We start from the raw sequence: 19,309 nt of genomic DNA, 5'->3' as shown, positions 1-19,309 counted from the left end.
ACCGGGTGGCTGACCCGACCGCTGCCCCGAGCCCGGGGCCGAGTGACGTCGACGTCGCGGAGTTCCGCCGGGCCGTCGGCCGTTTCGTGACCGGGGTGTGCGTCGTGTCCACCTTCGCCGGGGCCCAGGACCATGCGATGACCGCGAACGCCTTCACCTCGGTGTCGCTGGACCCGCTGCTCGTGCTTGTCTGCGTCGAGCAGGACTCCCGGTTCCACGACGCCGTCCTGGACTCGGGCGTGTGGGGAGTCAGCGTGCTCGACGAGCGGGGTCGCGGCACCGCGGAGTGGCTGGCGACCCCGGGCCGGCCGCTGGTCGGCCAGCTCGACCCCGTCCCGCACCACCGCGGACCGGCCACTGGAGTCGCCCTCGTCGACACGTCGCTGGCCACGCTGGAGTGCCGCACCACGGCGGCGCACACCGCCGGGGACCACGTCATCGTCGTGGGCGAGGTACTGGACGTCGGTCTGGCCGCGGACGGGCACGGGCCGCTCGTGTACCACCGCAGCTCCTACCGTGCCCTGCGGTGACCACCGTGCCCTGCGGTGGCGCCGCGCGGACTGCCGGATGACCGTCCCTTTACCATTGCCCGTGTGATCACCGACGAGAGCCGAACGGTGCCTGCCGCCGGGAGGCGGCCGCGGTCCTGGCCCTGGGTGCTGCTCGGCGTGCTCGTCGTGCTCGCGGTCTCGTACGGGGCGGCCGCCTGGGCGCTCTCCGGGCGGGTTCCGGCCGGGGTGGAGGTCGCCGGCGTCCAGATCGGGCACATGTCCCGGGACACCGCCGTCGAGCGGCTCACCACCCGCCTGCACGACGAGCTCACCGCACCGGTCCCTGTGCGCGTCGGCACCGCGGAGACTGCCGTCGACCCGGCCCGCGCCGGGCTGCAGGCCGACCTGGAGGGCACCGTCGACCGGCTCGTCGGCTTCACCCTCGACCCCCGGCAGATGTGGCGGCACGTAGCCGGTGACAGCAGCGTCGAACCGCAGACGGTCGTTGACGAGGCCGCCCTGCAGGCGAGTGTCGACGCGCTCGCGGCCGAGGTCGACGCCGAGGTCGTCGAGGGCGCAGTCACCTTCGCCGACGGGGTGGCCGAGGCGACCCAGGCCCAGCAGGGCCGGGTGCTGGACCGGGACGGCGCGGCCGACGTCCTGGCCACCTCCTGGCTCGACGGTCCCCGACCGCTCGAGCTGCCGGCCGAGGTCACCGACCCGCAGGTGGGCTCCGACGCCGTTGCTGAGGCGATGAGCTCCTTCGCCGTGCCTGCAACGGCCGGCCCGCTGACCGTCCTCGCCGGGGACCGGTCGGTGCGGCTCGAACCCAGCGCGGTCACGCCGGCACTGAGCATGGTGCCCGTCGACGGGCGGCTGGAGCCGCAGGTGGACGGCGAGGTGCTGGCCGCTGCGGTGCTCGGCGCCGACGGCGACCTGGTCACTCCGGCCCAGGACGCGAGCATCCGGATCGAGGACGGCGCCCCCGTCGTCGTCCCCGCCGTCCCGGGCACGACGCTGGACCCGGAGGGTCTGGCCGAGGCCGCGCTCGCCGCCCTGCCGACGCCGGAGCGCACCGCCACCGTCGAGCTCGTGCCCGCCGAGCCTGACGTCACGACTGCCGAGGTCGAGGCGCTCGGTGTCACCGAGGTCATCTCCGAGTTCTCCACGCCGCACCCGCCCGACGCGGCTCGCACCGAGAACCTGCGCATCGCCACGTCGACGGTGAACGGCACCCTCCTGCTGCCCGGGGAGACGTTCAGCCTCAACGGCACCCTGGGGCAGCGCACCGCCGCCAAGGGCTACAACGAGGCCGGGGTCATCATCAACGGCCGGCTCGCAGAGGCGACCGGTGGCGGAGTGTCGCAGGTCGCGACGACCCTGTTCAACGGGATGTTCTTCGCCGGTCTCGAGGACGTCGAGCACAAGACGCACTCGTTCTACATCTCCCGCTACCCCGAGGGCCGCGAGGCGACGGTCAACTGGCCGAACATCGACCTGAAGTTCCGCAACAACACCTCGACCGGGGTGCTCATCGAGGCCTGGGTCGCCGGCGGGCGGGTGCACACCCGGTTCTGGGGGACCAAGGTGTGGGACGAGGTGCGGGCCACGAAGTCCGAGCGGCGCAACGTCACCGAGCCCGAGCGCATCGTCATCACCGACGAGGACTGCGTGCCCCAGTCCCCGGCGCCCGGGTTCGACGTCACCGTCACCCGTGAGCTCGTCAGGGACGGCGTCGTGCAGCGCACCGAGGAGTTCCGGACCCGGTACGTCCCGCAGGACGAGGTCGTCTGCGAGCCGGTCCCGTCGGAGTGACCCGACCCGGCCCCGGCGGACCTGGCGCAGGGCCCCTGGTGGAGCGCGTCAGCCCGCCCCGACGAGCAGCATCGTGCCGGCGAACACCACCCCGGTGACGAGCAGGGCGATCGTCGTGTAACCGAGGATGTCGCGGATCCCGAGCCGGGCGATGGCGAGAACCGGAAGAGCCCAGAACGGTTGGATCATGTTGGTCCACTGGTCCCCGTAGGCGATGCCCATCACTACCACCTCGGGTGCCACGCCGAGCTGCTCGGCCGCCTGCAGGAAGACCGGCGCCTGGACGGCGAACTGCCCGCCGCCGCTGGGGATGAACATGTTGACCAGCCCCCCGGACAGGAACGCCCACAGCCCCAGCGTGGTCGGGGAGGCCAGGTCGACGAAGAAGTCGCTGAACACGGTGATCAGCCCGCTCGTCGTCATGATCCCGAGGATCCCGGCGTACAGCGGGAACTGCAGGAGGATGTCCCCGACGTTGCGAGCTGCGTCCGCCACGAGCGCTCCGAGCTCCACCGGTGAGCGCACCAGCAGCAGGATCGCGGCCAGGAAGGTCCAGTTGACGATGTCCAGGGTCAGCGCGAAGCCCTCCTGGGCGAAGTACGCGACGAGGTAGGCAGCCAGGGCCAGGCCGGCCGCCGTCGTGATCACCCGGGAGCGGTCCACCCGGTCCGCGGGGGTCAGCGGGGTGGCGGCGTCGGCCGTCGCGGCGGTGACCGACCCGGTCGACGACGCGGCCGGTGACCCGGCTGTGGACTTGGCCGACCCGGTCGTGGCCGGTTCGTCGGCGTCCGCCGGCAGCTCGACGACGTCGTCCTCGGCCCGCGGGCGCAGCGACGCCATCGCGGCCACCACGACCACCACGGTGACCACGATCGCGACGAGGTTCCACGGCGCGAAGATCGTCTCGGTCACCGGGATCGTCCGGCCGATCTGCTCCTCGACGAACGAGCCCGGGGTGGCGGCCGCCAGCGGCCCCGAGCCGGAGTAACCCATGTGCCAGACCACGTAGCCGGCGTACCCGCAGGCCACCAGCAGCGGGAAGTGCAACCGCATCCCGCGGGCCCGACCCTGGCGGGCCACCTCCTTAGCCAGCAGCGCGCCGACCACCAGCCCGAGCCCCCAGGAGATCAGGGAGCCGAGGGCCGCGGCCAGGGTGACCCCTGCATACGCCTGTACCGGGGTGCGGGGCAGCGAGCCGGCCCGGACCAGGAGCCGGCCCACCTGACGGGTGTTCGCCAGCGTGTAGCCGAGCAGCAGGATCAGCGCCATCTGGGTCATGAAGGCGAGCAGTCCGGTCAGGCCGTCGCCCCACCCCCGCAGGACCTCTACCGGGGCTGCGTCGGTGAGAGCGAGGGCGAGCACGGCGACGACGCCGGTGAGGACCACCGCGAACACCAGCGCGCTCGGCAACCAGCGCTCCACACCGGCCACCAGAGGCCGCGACAACGTCCGAAGCATGACAAGTCCTCCCGGTTCCGGCGGAAACGACAGGGAGCATGATTGCTACCGGCCGGTAGCGGAAGGCCGGAGCCGTCCGGCGGCGTCGCGTCTCGCCGTCCGGCGGGCGACGACCGACGACACCGCCCCCCGGGGCACGACGGGAGCGGCCCCGTCGGGGATACTGGACGGGTTCCCCGGCCGGACAGCCGGGGCGCTGAGCACCGGAGCGGCCGCCAGGCCCGCGAGGAGGACTGCCGTGACCTACGTGATCGCCCAGCCGTGCGTCGACGTCAAGGACCGAGCCTGCGTCGAGGAGTGCCCGGTCGACTGCATCTACGAGGGTGAGCGCTCGCTGTACATCCACCCCGACGAGTGCGTCGACTGCGGGGCCTGCGAGCCGGTGTGCCCGGTCGAGGCGATCTACTACGAGGACGACGTCCCCGAGCAGTGGGCGGAGTACTACAAGGCCAACGTGGAGTTCTTCGACGACCTCGGCTCGCCCGGTGGTGCTGCCAAGCTCGGTGTCATCCCCAAGGACCACCCGATCATCGCGGCCCTGCCGCCGCAGGGCCAGGGCGCCTGACCATCGGGCCGCGCACCCTCCCTGACTTCCCGTGGGACGCCCTCGTCCCGTTCGGGCGGACGGCGCGCGCGCACCCGGACGGCGTCGTCGACCTGTCCGTCGGCACGCCCGTCGACCCCACCCCGGACGTCGTCCGCGAGGCGCTTCGGGAGGCCGCGGACGCCCCCGGGTACCCGCAGACCTGGGGGACGCCGCAACTGCGGGAGGCGGTGAGCGACTGGTTCACCCGGCGGCGCCGGGTACCGGCGCTGGACCCGGACGGCGTGCTGCCGACGATCGGCTCCAAGGAGCTCGTCGCGTGGCTGCCCACTCTCCTCGGCCTGGGTCCCGGAGACGTCGTCGTCCACCCGGAGGTCGCCTACCCGACCTACGACGTGGGCGCCCGGCTCGCCGGCGCCACCGCGCTTCCCGCTGACGGCACCGCCCGGATCGGACCACGACGGGTCCAGCTGATGTGGCTCAACACCCCGTCCAACCCGACCGGCCGCGTGCTCGGCGTCGACCACCTCGCCAAGGTCGTCGAGTGGGCCCGCGCCCGCGGCGTCGTGGTCGCCAGCGACGAGTGCTACGCCGAGCTGGGGTGGACCCCGCCCTATGACCGCGAGGTCGTGCCGAGCCTGCTCGATCCCCGGGTCACCGGCGGGTCGGTCGAGGGCCTGCTCGTCGTGTACTCGCTGTCCAAGCAGTCGAACCTGGCCGGCTACCGGGCCGGCTTCGTCGCCGGCGACCCGGCGATCGTCCGACGGCTGCTCGAGATCCGCCGGCACGCCGGGATGATCGTGCCCGCCCCGGTGCAGGCGGCCATGGTCGCCGCACTCGGCGACGACGCGTCCGTGCGGCGTCAGAAGGAGCGCTACCGGACCCGGCGGGCGCTGCTGCTGCCGGCCCTGGAGCGGGCGGGGTTCCGCGTGGACGACTCCGAGGCGGGCCTCTACCTGTGGGCCACCCGGGACGAGGACGCCTGGGCGTCCGTCGGCTGGCTCGCCGCGCGGGGCGTGCTCGTCGCGCCGGGGACGTTCTACGGCCCGAGCGGCGCCCGGCACGTACGGGTCGCGCTGACCGCCGCGGACGAGCGGGTCGCGGCGGCCGCGGAGCGTTTGACCAGCCCTTGACCCCGGTTGGCGGCGGGCTGAATCCGGCGGGTAGCGTCGGCGCAGGCCGACGACGTCCCACCACGACGTCGCGCACCGGAACCGCTACCGAGCCACCGCGAGGAGACCGCCCGATGTCCGACGCCGTGAAGCTGCAGCACCCCGGCGGTGAGCTTGAGCTCCCGACCGTCTCCGCCACCGACGGCAACGACGGCATCGACGTGTCGTCGCTGCTCAAGCAGACCGGCCTGGTGACCCTGGACCCGGGCTTCGTCAACACCGCGTCGTGCGAGTCCGCGATCACCTACATCGACGGCGACGCGGGCGTCCTGCGCTACCGCGGCTACCCGATCGAGCAGCTCGCCGAGAAGTCGACGTTCACCGAGGTCAGCTACCTGCTCATCTACGGCCACCTGCCGACCCGCAGCGAGCTCGAGGACTTCGAGGACCGGATCCGCCGGCACACGATGCTGCACGAGGACCTCAAGGGCTTCTTCGCCGGCTTCCCGCGGGACGCGCACCCGATGCCGGTGCTGTCCTCGGCGGTCAGTGCGCTGTCGACCTTCTACCAGGACTCGCTCAACCCGTTCGATCCCGAGCACGTCGAGATCAGCACGGTCCGGCTGCTCGCGAAGCTGCCGACGATCGCTGCGTACGCGTACAAGAAGAGCGTCGGCCAGCCGTTCCTCTACCCGGACAACTCCCTGGGCCTGGTGGAGAACTTCCTGCGGATGACCTTCGGCCTGCCTGCGGAGGAGTACGAGGTCGACGAGACGATGGCCAGGGCCCTCGACCTGCTGTTCGTCCTGCACGCCGACCACGAGCAGAACTGCTCCACGTCCACCGTCCGGCTCGTCGGGTCCAGCCAGGCCAACCTGTTCGCGTCGGTCTCCGCCGGCATCAACGCCCTGTTCGGCCCGCTGCACGGGGGGGCCAACCAGGCGGTGCTCGAGATGCTGCAGAACATCCGGGACTCCGACGACGACGTCGACACCTTCATGACGAAGGTGAAGAACAAGGAGCAGGGCGTCCGGCTCATGGGCTTCGGGCACCGGGTGTACAAGAACTACGACCCGCGCGCGGCGATCATCAAGAAGACGGCGGACGAGGTCCTGCGCAACCTCGGCGGCAACGACGAGCTGCTCGACATCGCGATGCGGCTCGAGGAGATCGCGCTCCACGACGAGTACTTCATCGAGCGCAAGCTCTACCCGAACGTCGACTTCTACACCGGGCTCATCTACAAGGCGATGGGCTTCCCGACGCCGATGTTCACCGTGCTGTTCGCCCTGGGCCGGCTGCCCGGCTGGATCGCACAGTGGCGCGAGATGATCAGCGACAAGCAGACGAAGATCGGCCGTCCGCGGCAGGTCTACGTCGGGGAGACCGAGCGGGACTACGTGCCGATGTCCCAGCGCTGAGCCCTGCCAGGCCTTCGCGCCGAGTCTTGCCCAACCCCACCACCCGCCCCCTCCGTGATCATGCAATCCCGCCACCCTTGGGCGCCCACCCCCCACGTGCAGAATGCTGGGTTGTTGGCGCGACACGCCGACGATGTGGTGCTGAATCCAGCATTCTGTGGTGGGGGGAGTGCCTTGGCGGGGTGCCGTCTCCCTCAGTTGGCGTGCAGGGCCGGGTTCAGCTCCACCCGCCGGCCGGCGCGGGGCCGCGCCTCGAGGGCGCCGGTCAGGGAGTTGCGCCACAGCTGCAGCCCGGAGGAGCCGGACAGCTCGGCAGCCCGGACCGTCCGCGGCTGCCCGCCGCCACCGTCGTGCAGGAGCACCTTCGAGCCGGCGGTGACGTAGCACCCCGCCTCGACGACGCAGTCGTCACCGAGGGAGATGCCGATGCCGCTGTTCGCGCCGAGCAGGCACCGGGCCCCCACGGAGATCACCTCCGTGCCGCCGCCGGACAGGGTGCCCATGATGGACGCGCCGCCGCCGACGTCCGTGCCGTCCCCGACGACGACGCCCGCGGAGATCCGGCCCTCGACCATCGACGTCCCCAGCGTGCCGGCGTTGAAGTTCACGAAACCCTCGTGCATGACGGTGGTGCCTTCGGCGAGGTGAGCGCCGAGGCGGACCCGGTCGGCGTCGGCGATCCGGACGCCGGAGGGCACGACGTAGTCCGTCATCCGCGGGAACTTGTCGACTCCGTGGACCTGCACCCTGGTCCTGGTGGCCGCTGTCAGGCGCAGCCGGGTCGCCTCGAAGTCCGCCGGCGCACAGGGGCCGTGGCTGGTCCACAGGACGTTCGCCAGGACGCCGAAGAGGCCGTCGAGGTTGAGCCCGTGCGGGCGGACCAGCCGGGCGGACAGCAGGTGCAGCCGCAGGTAGGCGTCGCTCGCGTCGGCGGGTGCGGCGTCCAGGTCGATGACGGTGCGCACGACGGTGGTCCGCACCCGCCGGTGCGGGTCGTGGCCCTCGAGCGCCGCGAGGTCGGCCGGGACCTCGAACGGGCCGGCCGCCTCGGGCTCGCCGAGCGCAGGCGAGGGGTACCAGGTGTCGAGCACCGTCCCGTCGTCCGTCGTCGTCGCCAGGCCGTGTCCCCAGGCAGTGCGGCTCATGGGCGGCAAGCGTAGGGCCGGGCTAGGGTCGCGGGCATGACGGGCCAGCCCGCGCCGCCGCACGCCGACCTCGCCGTGCACCACGACCTCGACCTGCACGGGGACGTCGTGGACCTCACCCGCTCGCTGTGCGACATCGAGTCGGTGAGCGGGCACGAGGCCACGCTCGCCGACGCCGTGGAACGGGCCCTGCGCGCACTGAGCCACCTCGAGGTGCTCCGCGACGGGAACGCCGTCGTCGCCCGCACCTCCCTCGGTCGCCCGGAGCGGGTCGTCGTCGCCGGCCACCTCGACACCGTCCCGGTGGCCACCCTCGACGGCCGGCGTAACCTGCCCACGTGGACCACCGGTGCCGGTGACGAGCTCGTCGTCCACGGTCGCGGAACGGTCGACATGAAGGGCGGCGTCGCCGTCCAGCTCGCGGTCGCGGCGGACGTCACCGACCCGGTGCGCGACGTCACCTGGGTGTTCTACGACTGCGAGGAGGTCGAGGCGGAGCGCAACGGCCTCGGCCGGCTCGCCCGCGACCACCCCGACTGGCTCGCCGGGGACTTCGCCGTGCTCTGCGAGCCGACGGACGGCACCGTCGAAGGCGGCTGCAACGGCACCATCCGGGTCGAGGTGCGGGTCACCGGTGTCGCCGCCCACTCGGCCCGGGCCTGGATGGGGGACAACGCCGTGCACCGCGCGGCCGCCGTCCTGGAGCGGCTCCGGGCCTACCAGGCGCAGGAGGTCGACGTCGACGGCCTGCGCTACCGGGAGAGCCTCGGCGCGGTCGGCATCCGCGGCGGTGTGGCCGGCAACGTCGTCCCGGACGAGTGCGTCGTCACCGTCAACTACCGGTTCGCGCCGAGCCGCACGCCGCAGGAGGCGGAGGAGCACCTGCGCGCCCTCTTCGAGGGGTTCGAGGTCACCGTCACCGACTGCAGTCCCGGGGCCCGGCCCGGCCTGGACCACCCGGCTGCGGCCGCCTTCGTCGCCGCCATCGGGCGCGAGCCGCAGCCCAAGCACGGGTGGACCGACGTCGCCCGGTTCTCGGCGATGGGTGTCCCGGCGGTGAACTTCGGCCCCGGTGACCCGTTGCTGGCCCACCGCGACGACGAGCGCTGCCCGGCCGTCCAGATCGTCGCCGCCCGCGACGCCCTGCGCGCATGGCTGGCCGGCGCCGTCTAGCGTGACCGGTATGGCCGCCGAGACACCCCGCCCCGCCGAGGCACCCCGCCCGGACGACGAGACGCCCGGCTACCCGATGGGCCCGGTCACCCTGCGGCGCGGGCAGGTCCCCCGCAGCACGACGGACCAGCGGCTGCTCGACAGCCGCGGCCGTTCCGACTGGCTGCACACCGACCCGTGGCGGGTGATGCGGATCCAGAGCGAGTTCGTCGAGGGGTTCAGCGCGCTGGCCGAGCTCGGGCCGGCGGTCAGCGTGTTCGGGTCCGCCCGGACCCCTCGCGACCACCCGCACTACGAGCTCGGCGTGCGGGTCGGCGCCGAGCTCGCCCGCGCCGGCTACGCCGTCGTCACCGGCGGCGGCCCCGGGGCGATGGAGGCGGCCAACCGCGGCGCGTGCGAGGTCGGCGGGGTGTCCGTCGGCCTGGGCATCGAGCTGCCGTTCGAGCACGGGATGAACGACTGGGTCGACATCGGCGTCAACTTCCGTTACTTCTTCGCCCGCAAGACGATGTTCGTCAAGTACGCCGAGGGGTTCGTCGTCCTGCCCGGCGGGTTCGGCACCTTCGACGAGCTGTTCGAGGCCCTGACCCTCGTGCAGACCCAGAAGGTCACCCAGTTCCCCATCGTGCTCCTCGGGTCCGGGTACTGGCAGGGGCTGCTCCACTGGCTGCGGGAGACCGTGCACGGCTACGGCGCCGTCGCCGAGGCCGACCTCGACCTCGTCACTGTCACGGACGACGTCGAGGAGGCCGTCGAGATCATCCGCTCGGCTCACGTCGAGCGAACCCGGGCCCGCGAGCAGCGGGAGGCCGAGCTGAGCGCGCTGCGCCGCCTCGAGCAGGATGCTGGCGACTCCGCGCCCAGCTGACCGTGGCACGATCGCCCGGTGAGCCTCGCTCTGCTGCTGCTCGCCGTCGTGCTCGTCGGCGTCGTCGCCGCGCTGGCCGCCGGGCGCATCCGCGGTGGGCTGGAGGAGCCGGTGACCAGCCGGCCGTACCGGGAGCCGTTGCCCGAGGGCCCGCTCAGTGCCGCGGACCTCGACGAGGTCACCTTCGCCCCGGCCCTGCGCGGCTACCGGATGGACGAGGTCGACGCCGTCCTCGAGCGGCTGCGCGAGGAGCTGGTCCGCCGGGACGTCGAGCGGGCCCGTTGCGAGGAGCAGCTGGCCGCCCTGCGCGCGGCCAGCCCGCCGAGCGAGCAGGGCTGAGCCGTGGCCACCGTCGTCCTGCGCCGTGACGTCCCCGCCCCGGCTGGAAGGGTCTGGCAGGTTGCCACCGACTGGCCGCGCCACGGCGCCTCCGTGCCGTTCACGGACGTCGTCGTGACTCACGACGCCGGCGGGACCGGGACCCGGTTCACCGGCCGGACCCGGCTCGGGCCCTGGACCGTCGACGACCCGATGGAGGTCGTGCTGTGGCGGCCCCCGACCGACGCCGACGCCGTCCAGCCCGGGCGCCCGGGCCGCTGCGTCGTGGAGAAGCGCGGCCGCGTCGTCCTCGGCTGGGCCGCCCTCGACGTCCTGCCGCTCGGACCACGGCGCTGCCGGATGGTGTGGACCGAGGACGTCGAGATCGCGCCGACCGCGTGGACCGGCTGGGCAGCGCCCGCCGTCCGGCTCGCCTCCCGGGCCGTCTTCGGCGCGCTGCTGCGCCGACTGGCCCAGGACGCCGTCCAGGAGGACGTCAGGTCCCGGGGCGACGGTTCCTGACCCCGTGGCCGAGCAGCGCACCGACGACCTCGTCGTGCCCGCGGACGGGCTGCCCCGGTGCGGCTGGGCCGGGCCGGCCGAGGACTACCGCACCTACCACGACACCGAGTGGGGGCGGCCGGTCCGCGGCGAGCGGGCGCTGTACGAGCGGATCACCCTCGAGGCGTTCCAGTCCGGGCTGTCCTGGCTGACGATCCTGCGCAAGCGGGAGGCCTTCCGCGCCGCCTTCGAGGGCTTCGACCCCGAGCGGGTCGCCCGCTACGGTGACGCGGACCGGGCCCGCCTGCTCGCCGACGCCGGCATCGTCCGCAACCGGGCCAAGGTGGACGCCGCCGTCCGCAACGCCCGCGCGGTCCTCGAGCTGCGGGACGCTGTCGACGGCGGGCTGGACGCGCTCGTGTGGTCCTACGCGGACGACGTCCGGCGGCCGCCGTCCCGGCTCGCGGACGTGCCGGCCCGCACGGCGGAGTCCGCCGCGCTGGCCGCGGAGCTGCGCCGGCACGGGTTCGTCCTCGTCGGGCCGACGACCGTCTACGCGGCGATGCAGGCCTGTGGAGTCGTCAACGACCACCTGGCCGGTTGCGCGTTCCGGTGAACACCGGCTCTCGCTTGGCGAGGAACGCCTCGACCGCCTCGCGGTGGTCGGTGGTGGCCCCGGTGGCCGCCATGTGCTCGGCCTCGTGGACCAGGGACGCCTCGAGGTCGTGGGTGGCGGAGAACGCCAGCGCCCGCCGGATCGCTCCGTAGGCGGCGGTCGGGCCGGCCGCCAGCCGGGCGGCGACCTCGCGGGCCCGGTCGGCCAGCTCGTCGTCCGGGACGACCTCGGTGGCCAGCCCGATCTCCAGCGCCTCCGGGGCTCGCACCGTCCGTGGGCGCAGCAGCAGGTCCCGGGCCCGAGTCATCCCGACGAGACGGGGCAGCCACCACGACGACCCGGTGTCACAGGACAGCGCGATCCCGGCGAAGGCGAGGTTGAACCCGGCGGACTCGGCGACGATCCGCAGGTCGGCGGCCATCGCGATGGCGGCACCGGCACCGGCTGCCACACCGTTGACGCCGGCGACGACGGGCTTGTCCATCGTGGCCAGGGTCAGCGCGATCGGCGAGTAGTGCTCGGTCACGGTGCGCCACAGTGCCGGGTCGCCGACACGCAGCATCTCGGCGTGCTCCCGCAGGTCCTGGCCGACGCAGAAGGCTCGACCGGTGCCGGTCAGCAGCACGCAGCGCACCGCGTCGTCCTCGGCGGCCTCGCGGACCGCGTCGCGCAGCGCCACCTTGGTGGCGGTGTCGAGGGCGTTCATCGCCTCCGGGCGGGTCAGGGTGATGGCCCCGACACCGTCGGTGAGGTCGTATCCGACGTCGCTCATGGGCCTCATCCTGCCCGAGTCCTGCCCGAGTCCTGCCCGAGTCGTGCCCGAGTCGTGCCCGACCGCTCGCGCTCCGGTTTCCCGACCGCTCGCCGACCGGCGATAATGGCCGACGATCACGTCCCGCGGTGCCGTGGGCGCACGCCCGAACGGTGGCAGGGACGCCGCTGACAGGAAGGGGATCGGCCCATGGCCGCGATGAAGCCGAGGACCGGTGACGGCCCGCTCGAGGTGACCAAAGAAGGTCGCGGCATCGTGCTGCGGATGCCTCTCGAGGGCGGTGGCCGGCTCGTCGTCGAGATGACGCCGGACGAGGCCAGCGACCTGGGCGAGGCCATCAGCTCGGTCGTCGGCTGACGGCCGCCGAGGAGGTGCCGACCGTCGCAGCCGACGAGCTGCCGCAGCTGTCCACCACGGCCGAGGTGTCCCCGCCGGCGGCCGACCTGACGGGTGCCGACGTCCTCGCCGTCCCGGTCCGCCGGGACGGCGAGTCGCCGTCCGCGGGGCCGGGCACCGCCGAGGTGCTCGCCGCCGCCGGGCTCGACCTGGGCGGGCTCGCCGACTCCTTCGGGGTCACCGGCAACCCCGGTCAGGTCACCGGTGTGCCCGTGCCCGCCGGCAGCGGCTTGCCGCAGCGGCTGCTGCTCGTCGGGACCGGCGACGGCGGGGCGGTGCACCTGCGCCGCGCCGGTGCCGCCCTGGCCCGCGCTGTGCGCGGCCGCAGCCGGCTGGCGACCTCCGTGGTCGCCGGTGCGGCGCCCGACGTCGTCCGAGCGTTCGCGGAGAGCCTGCTGCTGGCGTCCTACCGGCCACCGCGCACCGGTGTCACCAGCGGCCCCGAGGCCCCGGTGCGGCACGTGGTCCTGCTCGGGGCGCCCGCGGACGAGGACCTGCTGGACGCCGTCCGCACCGCAGCCGAGGCCACCTGGCTGGTCCGCGACCTGGCCAACACGCCGTCCTCGACGAAGACGCCGCAGTGGGTGGCGGACCGGGCCGCTGAGCTCGCCGCCGCCGTTCCAGGCCTGGAGGTGGAGGTGCTCGACGAGCGGCGGCTGGCTGCCGAGGGATTCGGTGGCCTCGTCGCCGTCGGCGGCGGGTCCGCCTCCCCGCCACGGCTGGTGCGTGTGAGCTGGAGCCCCAGAACCCGGCGCGCCGAGCACGTCGTCCTCGTCGGCAAGGGCATCACCTTCGACTCCGGCGGCCTGTCGATCAAGCCGCGTGAGGCGATGGTGCCGATGAAGACGGACATGGCCGGCTCCGCCGTGGTCCTGGCAGCGGTCGTCGCAGGGGCGCGCCGCCGGCTGCCGGTGCGGCTGACCGCGTTGCTGGCGCTGGCCGAGAACGCCGTGTCCGGGTCCTCCTACCGGCCCGGGGACGTCGTCCGGGTGTGGGGCGGCACGACCGTGGAGGTCGCGAACACCGACGCCGAGGGCCGGATGGTGCTCGCCGACGCCCTGGCCTTCGCCGACGCTCGGCTCGCCCCCGACGTCCTCGTCGACGTCGCCACGCTGACCGGGGCGGCCTCCCTCGGCCTGGGACGGCGGCACGCGGCTCTCTACACCGCCGACGACGACCTCGCCGGCGCGCTGCAGGCCGCGGCCGAGGCCACCGGTGAGCTGGTCTGGCGGATGCCGCTCGTCGAGGACTACCGGCCGGCGCTGGACTCGACCCTGGCGGATCTGCGGCACGTGCCGTCGGACCCCAAGGTCGGCGGCGGCTCGGTGACCGCGGCGCTGTTCCTACGCGAGTTCGTCGGCGGCCGGCGCTGGGTGCACCTTGACATCGCGGGGCCGGCCCGCGCCGACAAGGACGAGCACGAGGTGACGAAGGGTGCCAGCGGCTACGGTGCCCGTCTGCTGCTGAGGTGGCTCGAGGACCTCAGCCGGCGCTGACCACGGCGACGAGCAGGCCGTCGCCGCTGGGGAGCATCGCCGGCACGAGTCGCTCGTCGTCGCGGACCCGCTTGCCCAGCTCGCGGATGGCCGTGGTCGTCTCGTCCCGTTGCGCCGGGTCGGCGACCTTGTCGTGCCACAGGGCGTTGTCCACGGTGAGCACCCCACCGGGGCGCAGCAGCCGCAGCGCCTGCTCGAGGTAGGCGTCCAGGTCCTGCTTGTCGGCGTCCAGGAGCACGAGGTCGTAGGCGTGGTCGGTGAGCCGCGGCAGCACGTCCAGCGCCCGACCGGTGATCAGCCGGGTGCGGTTCGACCGGATCCCCGCCTCGGTGAACGTCTCGCGGGCGGCCCGGTGGTGCTCGGGCTCGACGTCGATCGTGGTCAGCACTCCGTCCGCCGGCATCCCGCGCAGCAGGTACAGCCCGGAGACCCCGGTGCCGGTGCCCACCTCGACGACGGAGCGGGCGGCGCAGGCAGCGGCCAGCACGCGCAGGGCGGCGCCCACCCCGGCCCCCACGGGGACGCACCCGAGCTCCTCGGCGCGGGCGCGGGCGCGCTCGGTCACCTCGTCCTCGGGGACGAACTGCTCGGCGTAGGCCCAGCTGGCGGGCTTGGCTGCGCTGATGACGCACCTCCTCGTCGTGGTGGTGACACCCTAGTTGGCGGGGCGGTCGCTCGGCCGCGGGAACCACCGGGCGCACCGCGGCGTTGCAGGAGGCGACACGCCGACCGGACCGACCGGGCCGACCGGGCCGATGACGACGAGGAGGGCCGAGGTGGCCGACGAGCCGTGGGTGCCGCCCACCTGGGAGCAGGTGGTCCGCGAGCACTCCGCCCGCGTCTACCGACTGGCCTACCGACTCACCGGCGACCGGCACGACGCCGAGGACCTCACCCAGGAGGTCTTCGTCCGGGTCTTCCGGTCCCTGTCGAGCTACACGCCCGGCACCTTCGAGGGCTGGCTGCACCGGATCACCGTGAACCTGTTCCTCGACACCGTCCGGCGCCGGCAGCGGATCCGCTTCGACCCGCTCGCGGACGACGCCGCCGACCGGTTGCCGGGCACGGACGTCGGTCCGGAGCGAGCGTTCGAGCACGCTCACCTCGACCACGACGTCCAGGAGGCGCTGAACCAGCTGCCCCCGGACTTCCGCGCCGCCGTCGTGCTGTGCGACGTCGAGGGCCTGTCCTACGAGGAGGTCGGCGCCGCCCTCGGGATCAAGCTCGGCACCGTCCGCTCGCGGATCCACCGCGGCCGGGCCCAGCTGCGCGCGCTGCTCGCCCACCGTGAGGCGGAGGTGAGGTCCCGGTGAACCACCTCGGCGACCGGGTCACCGACCTCGTCGACGGCCGGCTGTCCCCGGACGCCGCCGAGCGGGCCGTCGCTCACCTCGCCGGCTGTCAGGACTGCCGGGCCGAGGTGGCCGCCGAGCGTGCCGTGCGCAACCGGCTGGCCACCGCGGCCGCCCCCGCCCCGCCGGACGGGCTCGTCGACCGGCTCGTTCGGCTGGGCGGTCCTACCGGTCCGCTGCCGCCGCGTACCGACCGGGTGCCCGGGACCCCTGCCCCAGCGCCCGTGCCGTGGCCGCGCCGCGACCCGCGTCGCCGCTCGCTGGCCCTGGCCGGGGCCGGCGCGCTGTCCGCCGCCGTTCTCGGTCTCGTCGCGCTGACCGTGCTCGGCTCGGTGGCCGGAACCGCCCCCGAGCCGGTCGCCGTCCTGGCCGACATGCCTGGCCGGAGCGTGTCCGCCGGCAGCGCGCCCGCCGGGAGCATGCCCGCCGAGGATCTGGACGCCGAGATCCTGGACGCCGAGGATCTCGACGCCGAGGATCTCGACGCCGAGGATCTGGACGCGCTTCGGGCCGAGGGGTGGCCGTGCCCGCCGCGCCTGGACGACCGGCTCCACCTCGTCCAGGCCCGCAGCCTGCTCGTCGACGGCAACCCGGTGCTCCAGCTCACGTACTCCGACGGGCGCGCCACGGTGTCAGTGATCGAGGAGCGAGGCCGGATCGGCCCCGCCGACGCCGCGGCGCGGGTGGCCGTCCTCGACGAGGTGCTCGCCGCGGCGGCTCGGTCCGGCGGAGGGCACCACGTGCCCTGGCACGGGGTGTGGCAGAGCGGGGACGTCGTCGTCACCGTCGTCGCCGACGACGCCCCGCCCGAGGTGCTCGACCGGCTCGTCGAGATCCTGCCGCAGCGCCCGGCGGACGAGCCGGGCCTGTGGGAGCGGGTCGGTCAGGGCGCCGACGTCGTCGGCGCCCTGCTGAGCGGCTCCTGAGGCCGCCCGGCACACTGTGGCCCACGGACGCGGCGAAGGAGCAGGCATGGGCGAGCAGCCACCCCCCGGCGGGAGCACGCCGTCCTGGTGGGACCGACCCCAGGACGGTCCCCTCGTCGGTCACGACGGCCCCGACTTCCCCGACACCGACCCGGCGGGGCAGGGAGGCTCCGTCCCGGCGCACCGGCCACCCCGGCGGCGCGTCGTGCCCGCCCTGCTCGCCCTCACCGCCGTCCTGCTCACCTCGCTCGCGGCCGGGTACGCCGGCGCGTGGCTGCACGACCGGACCACCGGGTCGGCCCCTCGGCTCGAGCTCGCCGAGCCCGCCGACGTCGACCGGCCCGCGGACTCGGTCGCCGGGGTCGCCGCCCGGGTGCTGCCGAGCGTGGTGTCGATCGAGGTGGCGTTCCCCGGCGGGCAGGGCAGCGGCTCCGGCTTCGTCATCGGTGCGGACGGGTACGTCCTGACGAACAACCACGTCGTGGCGAACGGGGTCGACAGCGGCGACATCGTCGTCGTGTTCTCCGACGGGTCCCAGGAAGAGGCCGAGGTCGTCGGCCGCACCACCGGGTACGACCTCGCCGTGCTGCGCGTGGACCGCACCGGCCTGCCCGCCCTCGAGCTCGCCGACTCCGACGCGGTGGTCGTCGGCGACCCCGTCGTCGCAGTGGGCGCCCCGCTCGGGCTGGAGAGCACGGTGACCACCGGGATCGTCAGCGCGCTCAACCGACCGGTGTCGGCCGGCAACGGCGACGAGAGCGCGTTCATCAACGCGATCCAGACCGACGCGGCGATCAACCCGGGCAACTCCGGTGGCCCGCTCGTCGACCTGCAGGGCCGGGTGATCGGCGTCAACTCCGCGATCGCCCGCGCCCCGGGCAGCGGTCTGCAGGGCGCCGGGAACATCGGCCTCGGCTTCGCCATCCCGAGCACCCAGGCGGCCCGGACCGCGCAGGAGATCATCGACACCGGACGGGCCACGTACCCGGTGATCGGGGTGCTGCTCGACAGCAGCTACCGCGGCGAGGGGGTCAAGGTCGTCGAGGAGACCCCGGACGACCGCCCGGTCATCACACCGGGTGGGCCGGCGGACCGGGCCGGTATCCGGCCCGGAGACCTCATCGTCGCGTTCGAGGGTCGCCCGGTCACCGACCCCGACGAGCTCATCGTCGCGATCCGGGCGCAGCGCCCCGGCGACTCGGTCACCCTGACCGTGCGGCGTGACGGGCAGGACCGTGACGTCACCCTCGAGCTCGAGGAGGCCGAGAGTGACTGAGCCGCGCCGGATACGCTGCTGAGGTGTTCGGCATCAACGGCGGCGAGTTTCTCGTCCTGCTCGTCGTCGTGCTGCTCGTCGTCGGCCCCGAGCGGCTGCCGGACTACGCCGCCCAGCTCGGCTCGTTCGTGCGCCGGTTGCGACGGATGGCGCTCGATGCCCGTGAGCAGGTCCGCGAGGAGCTCGGTCCGGATTTCGACGAGGTGGACTGGCGCAAGCTCGACCCACGCCAGTACGACCCGCGGCGGATCGTCAAGGACGCGCTGAGCGAGGCGTGGGACGACGACCCCGGCGCGGCCTCCACCCGGTCGACGTCCTCGGGACGTCGCTACACCTCCGGACGACGTCCCGCGGTCCCCGGAGCGCCGCCACCCTTCGACGACGAGGCCACCTGACCCCCCGATCTCTGGAGGCCTTCCGGGGTCTCAGCCCGCTTCGAGACACCGGAAACCCTCCAGAGATCGCGTCTGGTGGGAGATCGGGGCTAGTGGGCGACGGGGGACAGGCCGAGTTTGCGACCGGCGAGGCCGCGGGCGCGACGGGAGAGCTGGCGCGCGACGCCGCGCAGCGCGACCGCTGCCGGGGAGTCCGGGTGGCCGAGGACGACCGGTGTGCCGGAGTCGCCGCCCTCGCGCAGTGCGACGTCCACCGGTACCTGCCCGAGCAGCGGGACCTCCGCGCCGATCGACCGGGTCAGCCGGGCAGCGACCTCCGCACCTCCGCCGGACCCGAACACGTCCATCCGACTGCCGTCGGGCAGCTCGAGCCAGGACATGTTCTCCACCACCCCGACGACGTGCTGGTGGGTCTGCACGGCGATCGAGCCGGCCCGCTCGGCCACCTCCGCCGCAGCCGTCTGCGGGGTGGTGACGACGAGCACCTCCGCCCCGGGCAGCAGCTGGGACGTGCTCAGGGCGATGTCGCCGGTCCCCGGCGGCAGGTCGAGCAGCAGCACGTCGAGATCGCCGAAGAACACGTCGGACAGGAACTGCTCGAGGGCGCGGTGCAGCATCGGCCCGCGCCAGACCACCGGCTGGTTGCCGGGCACGAACATGCCGATCGAGATGACCTTCACCCCGTGGGCGACCGGCGGCAGGATCATGTCGTCGACCTGGGTCGGTGCCTGCTGCACGCCGAGCATCCGGGGCACGGAGAACCCGTAGACGTCGGCGTCCACCACGCCGACCCGCAGTCCGTCGGCGGCCATCGCTGCGGCGAGGTTGACGGTCACCGAGGACTTGCCGACGCCGCCCTTGCCGGAGGCGATCGCGTAGACACGGGTGAGCGAGCCGGCCTTGGCGAACGGGATCTCCCGCGCCACCTGCCCGCCGCGCAGCTTCGTGCGCAGCGCCTCACGCTGGTCGTCGTCCATGACGTCGAGATCCACCCGCACCGCAGTGACGCCGGGCACCTCGCTCACCGCCCGGGTCACGTCCCGGGTGATCGTGTCTCGCATCGGGCAGCCCGCCACCGTGAGGTAGACGGCCACGTCGACCGAGCCGTCCTGCGCGATGTCCACCGACTTGACCATGTCGAGGTCGGTGATGGGACGGCGGATCTCCGGGTCGTCGACGCGGGCGAGGGCCTCGCGGACGGCGTCCATCGTCGGGGAGGGCATGTCCCCAGGGT

Annotated in this window: 21 protein-coding genes; 16 read left to right on the top strand and 5 right to left on the bottom strand. The window is 73.8% G+C overall.

The annotated features are described in order from the left end of the window. Positions 1-5: 5 nt before the first annotated feature. Entirely contained in the window at positions 6-530 is a 525-nt protein-coding gene (locus HJG43_11355; protein ID UER55037.1) for a flavin reductase, read from the top strand. A 63-nt stretch (positions 531-593) separates the two neighbouring features. Beyond that, a complete protein-coding gene (locus HJG43_11350; protein ID UER55036.1) occupies positions 594-2,306 on the top strand; it encodes a hypothetical protein in 1,713 nt (570 codons plus the stop codon). A 48-nt stretch (positions 2,307-2,354) separates the two neighbouring features. On the opposite strand, the gene HJG43_11345 is transcribed toward HJG43_11350, so the two are convergent. Continuing rightward, positions 2,355-3,764 (bottom strand): short-chain fatty acid transporter, encoded by a 1,410-nt coding sequence (locus HJG43_11345; GenBank protein UER55035.1) that lies wholly within the window; start codon positions 3,762-3,764, stop codon positions 2,355-2,357. Between the two features lie 238 nt (positions 3,765-4,002). Here HJG43_11345 and HJG43_11340 point away from each other — a divergent pair, with 238 nt between their 5' ends. The 3 genes from HJG43_11340 (at position 4,003) to HJG43_11330 (ending at position 6,841) form a co-directional block, all read left to right on the top strand. Continuing rightward, positions 4,003-4,329, top strand: a complete 327-nt coding sequence (locus tag HJG43_11340; protein UER55034.1) for a ferredoxin family protein — start codon at positions 4,003-4,005, stop codon at positions 4,327-4,329. 2 nt (positions 4,330-4,331) lie between these two features. After that, positions 4,332-5,441: a succinyldiaminopimelate transaminase gene (dapC, locus tag HJG43_11335; GenBank protein UER55919.1), complete on the top strand. Its 1,110-nt coding sequence runs from the start codon at positions 4,332-4,334 to the stop codon at positions 5,439-5,441. Between the two features lie 113 nt (positions 5,442-5,554). After that, positions 5,555-6,841, top strand: coding sequence for a citrate synthase (locus HJG43_11330; protein UER55033.1), 1,287 nt, complete (start codon positions 5,555-5,557; stop codon positions 6,839-6,841). Positions 6,842-7,035: 194 nt separating this feature from the next. Here HJG43_11330 and dapD read toward each other — a convergent pair whose 3' ends face one another. Continuing rightward, a complete protein-coding gene (gene dapD, locus HJG43_11325; GenBank protein UER55032.1) occupies positions 7,036-7,986 on the bottom strand; it encodes a 2,3,4,5-tetrahydropyridine-2,6-dicarboxylate N-succinyltransferase in 951 nt (316 codons plus the stop codon). Positions 7,987-8,022: 36 nt separating this feature from the next. Between dapD and HJG43_11320 the strand changes: the two genes are divergently transcribed. From HJG43_11320 to HJG43_11300, 5 genes are read left to right on the top strand one after another with little or no spacing between them, the layout of a single operon-like run. Then, entirely contained in the window at positions 8,023-9,159 is a 1,137-nt protein-coding gene (locus HJG43_11320; protein ID UER55031.1) for a succinyl-diaminopimelate desuccinylase, read from the top strand. A 10-nt stretch (positions 9,160-9,169) separates the two neighbouring features. Next, the gene (locus tag HJG43_11315) at positions 9,170-10,027 is read left to right on the top strand and encodes a TIGR00730 family Rossman fold protein (GenBank protein UER55030.1); all 858 of its coding nucleotides are present in this window, start codon (positions 9,170-9,172) and stop codon (positions 10,025-10,027) included. Between the two features lie 18 nt (positions 10,028-10,045). Further along, positions 10,046-10,366: a DivIVA domain-containing protein gene (locus HJG43_11310; GenBank protein UER55029.1), complete on the top strand. Its 321-nt coding sequence runs from the start codon at positions 10,046-10,048 to the stop codon at positions 10,364-10,366. 3 nt (positions 10,367-10,369) lie between these two features. Next, entirely contained in the window at positions 10,370-10,867 is a 498-nt protein-coding gene (locus HJG43_11305; GenBank protein ID UER55028.1) for an SRPBCC family protein, read from the top strand. Positions 10,868-10,871: 4 nt separating this feature from the next. Beyond that, positions 10,872-11,462: a DNA-3-methyladenine glycosylase I gene (locus HJG43_11300; protein UER55027.1), complete on the top strand. Its 591-nt coding sequence runs from the start codon at positions 10,872-10,874 to the stop codon at positions 11,460-11,462. Here HJG43_11300 and HJG43_11295 read toward each other — a convergent pair. Beyond that, entirely contained in the window at positions 11,428-12,234 is an 807-nt protein-coding gene (locus HJG43_11295) for an enoyl-CoA hydratase (GenBank protein ID UER55026.1), read from the bottom strand. The two genes, HJG43_11300 and HJG43_11295, sit on opposite strands and share 35 nt — an antisense overlap. 189 nt (positions 12,235-12,423) lie before the next feature. On the opposite strand from HJG43_11295, the gene HJG43_11290 reads away from it, so the two are divergent. Both HJG43_11290 and HJG43_11285 read left to right on the top strand, forming a co-directional pair. Then, entirely contained in the window at positions 12,424-12,591 is a 168-nt protein-coding gene (locus HJG43_11290; protein UER55025.1) for a DUF3117 domain-containing protein, read from the top strand. Further along, on the top strand, positions 12,588-14,126 hold the full coding sequence (locus HJG43_11285) for a leucyl aminopeptidase (GenBank protein ID UER55918.1): 1,539 nt from the start codon (positions 12,588-12,590) through the stop codon (positions 14,124-14,126). The genes HJG43_11290 and HJG43_11285 overlap by 4 nt, the downstream gene beginning before the upstream one ends. Here the strand turns inward: HJG43_11285 and HJG43_11280 are convergent. Continuing rightward, complete coding sequence (locus HJG43_11280) at positions 14,113-14,751, bottom strand: O-methyltransferase (GenBank protein ID UER55917.1); 639 nt, start codon at positions 14,749-14,751, stop codon at positions 14,113-14,115. The genes HJG43_11285 and HJG43_11280 overlap by 14 nt on opposite strands. A 130-nt stretch (positions 14,752-14,881) precedes the next feature. Here HJG43_11280 and sigE point away from each other — a divergent pair, with 130 nt between their 5' ends. Genes sigE through HJG43_11260 form a run of 4 tightly spaced genes read left to right on the top strand, consistent with a single transcriptional unit; the run spans position 14,882 to position 18,075 of the window. Then, on the top strand, positions 14,882-15,439 hold the full coding sequence (sigE, locus tag HJG43_11275) for an RNA polymerase sigma factor SigE (GenBank protein ID UER55024.1): 558 nt from the start codon (positions 14,882-14,884) through the stop codon (positions 15,437-15,439). Continuing rightward, positions 15,436-16,404 (top strand): zf-HC2 domain-containing protein, encoded by a 969-nt coding sequence (locus tag HJG43_11270; GenBank protein UER55023.1) that lies wholly within the window; start codon positions 15,436-15,438, stop codon positions 16,402-16,404. Before sigE ends, HJG43_11270 begins: the two co-directional genes overlap by 4 nt. 46 nt (positions 16,405-16,450) lie before the next feature. After that, positions 16,451-17,680: a PDZ domain-containing protein gene (locus tag HJG43_11265; GenBank protein ID UER55022.1), complete on the top strand. Its 1,230-nt coding sequence runs from the start codon at positions 16,451-16,453 to the stop codon at positions 17,678-17,680. A 23-nt stretch (positions 17,681-17,703) separates the two neighbouring features. Next, positions 17,704-18,075 carry a Sec-independent protein translocase TatB gene (locus HJG43_11260; GenBank protein UER55021.1) on the top strand — a complete coding sequence of 124 codons (372 nt, stop codon included), beginning with the start codon at positions 17,704-17,706 and terminating at the stop codon, positions 18,073-18,075. Between the two features lie 89 nt (positions 18,076-18,164). Here the strand turns inward: HJG43_11260 and HJG43_11255 are convergent, their stop codons facing one another. Next, the gene (locus tag HJG43_11255) at positions 18,165-19,298 is read right to left on the bottom strand and encodes an Mrp/NBP35 family ATP-binding protein (protein UER55020.1); all 1,134 of its coding nucleotides are present in this window, start codon (positions 19,296-19,298) and stop codon (positions 18,165-18,167) included. Between the last annotated feature and the right edge of the window lie 11 nt (positions 19,299-19,309).

It is taken from the genome of Kineosporiaceae bacterium SCSIO 59966 (assembly GCA_020881835.1).
Taxonomy (GTDB): domain Bacteria; phylum Actinomycetota; class Actinomycetes; order Actinomycetales; family SCSIO-59966; genus SCSIO-59966.
The sequence above is the reverse complement of the archived record's forward strand: the minus strand, read 5'-3'. Positions and strand labels throughout refer to the sequence as shown.

Coding starts and splice junctions, on each gene's coding strand:
- HJG43_11255 (UER55020.1), bottom strand. CDS start 19,298: ATGCCCTCCCCGACGATGGACGCCGTCCGCGAGGCCCTCGCCCGCGTC.
- HJG43_11290 (UER55025.1), top strand. CDS start 12,424: ATGGCCGCGATGAAGCCGAGGACCGGTGACGGCCCGCTCGAGGTGACC.
- HJG43_11330 (UER55033.1), top strand. CDS start 5,555: ATGTCCGACGCCGTGAAGCTGCAGCACCCCGGCGGTGAGCTTGAGCTC.
- HJG43_11315 (UER55030.1), top strand. CDS start 9,170: ATGGCCGCCGAGACACCCCGCCCCGCCGAGGCACCCCGCCCGGACGAC.
- sigE (UER55024.1), top strand. CDS start 14,882: ATGACGACGAGGAGGGCCGAGGTGGCCGACGAGCCGTGGGTGCCGCCC.
- HJG43_11345 (UER55035.1), bottom strand. CDS start 3,764: ATGCTTCGGACGTTGTCGCGGCCTCTGGTGGCCGGTGTGGAGCGCTGG.
- HJG43_11320 (UER55031.1), top strand. CDS start 8,023: ATGACGGGCCAGCCCGCGCCGCCGCACGCCGACCTCGCCGTGCACCAC.
- HJG43_11265 (UER55022.1), top strand. CDS start 16,451: ATGGGCGAGCAGCCACCCCCCGGCGGGAGCACGCCGTCCTGGTGGGAC.
- HJG43_11295 (UER55026.1), bottom strand. CDS start 12,234: ATGAGCGACGTCGGATACGACCTCACCGACGGTGTCGGGGCCATCACC.
- dapD (UER55032.1), bottom strand. CDS start 7,986: ATGAGCCGCACTGCCTGGGGACACGGCCTGGCGACGACGACGGACGAC.